Genomic DNA, 1,856 nt, shown 5'->3' with positions numbered 1-1,856 from the left:
ATATGAATTTCTACAATAGATTTGGGCGATAGGAAGCAATCATGAATAAAGGAAATATCATAGAGATTGTATGCTATAATATGGGATAAAATAAGGAGTGGATATGGCTTTAAAGGTGGAATGTGAGAATTGTGGATATAAAATACACAAGGTGTGGGATACTCTATCAATCTATCAAACTATTACAGATGGCGGGATAGTTGAATGTAAGAATTGTAAAACTCGATATAAATCCAAATACAAGACTTCATTTTTTAATGGATATGTGAGGTTAAGTTCATCTATATTCTTTATTCTATTTATTATTTTTATGTTGAATGACTTTTCATTTCCTTTTTCATTTGAGCAAGAACCAGCACCTGATGTGAAAACTATGTATAAAAAACTTACAGGGATAGAACTCGAAAAGCCTAATTTTTTTTCACCTACAGAGCAAGATAAATGGAATAAGTTTGGGGCAAAACTACTTACAGATGATACAAAATTTTATAAAGAAATATTGACAACAATTTTAGCTATGATATGTTTTGTTGCTATATTTAATATTCTTAATGTTATTGCTATATTTTTTATACCATTGCGTAGGATTAGTGCAGATAAAGGGGATAGAGGGATAATAAATGAAGTCTATACTTATAATAATATAAAATCTAAACCCTCAAAGGAATCGCAATGCTATTTGTGGTAATATTTTTCCTTCTTATTATTTTTAGTATATCATATTTTATACTATGGCTCATATATAGAAAAGCATTTAAATCACAAAAGAAAATCTCTAAGATTCTAGTATTTATTGGAGGTATAGGATTAATTATTTTTTATTACACACCTTATTCATATTATTTAGAGCCTAGCTATCACGAATTTAAAAAGATGTGTAAGCTTAATGAATTACCAAATAATGAGGAGAAATATAATAAAATCTTAAGTTACTTTGGATTGAGTTTAGATACGCTTGATTGGGAGGAGTTGAATGATGGAACTTGGCAACTCAAAGAAAATAGTTCGGATTATAAAAAAGGTGTATTTGAATACGCGTCTATATCAAGAAATAGAAGTAAAATAAACTATCGCTTAAGGATAGCAGCAGGTTTTTATAGTAATGAATCAAAAATAAACAGATATAATATTAATGCTATGAGGATGTATTCTGCTTGGCAAACAAGACGCTATCATTTAGAGCAAGAATCTATGGCTAGTTATAAACTTGTGTGGATGGAAGAAGAATTGATTTGTGCTGATGTGGTAAAAGATAATATGATACCAAAAGGAGAAAATAATGAGCAACAAAGAACAGATTAGAAAGTTAAGAGATTATGCGGAGCTTGCTTGGGCAGCATATGGGTATTTTGACTTAATAGGAAAGAAATTTAAAAATGAGGAGAAATATAAAGGTAGAGAAAATACAGAAATCACCCAAACCGACATACTCGACATCACTTATCAAGACTATATCGCAGTAAAGCCAAATCCACACAAACAAGATGATGAGATACAAGTAGGCACACTCGATGGCGACTTCTCCCCACTTCAAGCTAAAAGATTCTTTGAAAGATATGATTTATTACTTCATCAACCCAATACAGATTCAGGCTTCTCTGCTACTCTCTTTGGAGAAAAACGCAAACAAAAGAATACAGAATCTAAAGAGATAAGCTATACTGCTGAATATGGATATATCAATTATATCTTAGCCTTTCGTGGCACAGAGATGGGTAGTGATAAAATAAAAGCAATGCTAAAAGATTTCTATGAAGATTTCTTACTTGGGACAAACCAAATCCCAGAGCAATATTTTGATTTGATACACTTTGTAGAGACAAAGATTAAACCTAGAATCTATGATACATCATCAC

Annotated in this window: 2 protein-coding genes and 1 pseudogene; all 3 read left to right on the top strand. The window is 30.7% G+C overall.

All coding sequences use genetic code 11. From position 1 onward, the window contains the following. Window positions 1-103: 103 nt before the first annotated feature. Window positions 104-688 carry a hypothetical protein gene (locus tag CQA53_RS11150; protein ID WP_115543990.1) on the top strand — a complete coding sequence of 195 codons (585 nt, stop codon included), beginning with the start codon at window positions 104-106 and terminating at the stop codon, window positions 686-688. Then, a complete protein-coding gene (locus CQA53_RS11145) occupies window positions 673-1,302 on the top strand; it encodes a hypothetical protein (protein WP_245945910.1) in 630 nt (209 codons plus the stop codon). The genes CQA53_RS11150 and CQA53_RS11145 overlap by 16 nt, the downstream gene beginning before the upstream one ends. Beyond that, window positions 1,280-1,856: pseudogene (locus CQA53_RS11140) on the top strand (lipase family protein); the annotation flags it as partial. The gene CQA53_RS11145 and the pseudogene CQA53_RS11140, both read left to right, overlap by 23 nt.

Origin of the sequence: Helicobacter didelphidarum (assembly GCF_003364195.1) — a bacterium.
Taxonomy (GTDB): domain Bacteria; phylum Campylobacterota; class Campylobacteria; order Campylobacterales; family Helicobacteraceae; genus Helicobacter_A; species Helicobacter_A didelphidarum.
This window is presented reverse-complemented; position numbering and strand designations above follow the sequence as displayed.

Bases quoted from the DNA above. Each gene is read 5' to 3' on its own strand.
- CQA53_RS11150 (WP_115543990.1), top strand. From the start codon at position 104: ATGGCTTTAAAGGTGGAATGTGAGAATTGTGGATATAAAATACACAAG.
- CQA53_RS11145 (WP_245945910.1), top strand. From the start codon at position 673: ATGCTATTTGTGGTAATATTTTTCCTTCTTATTATTTTTAGTATATCA.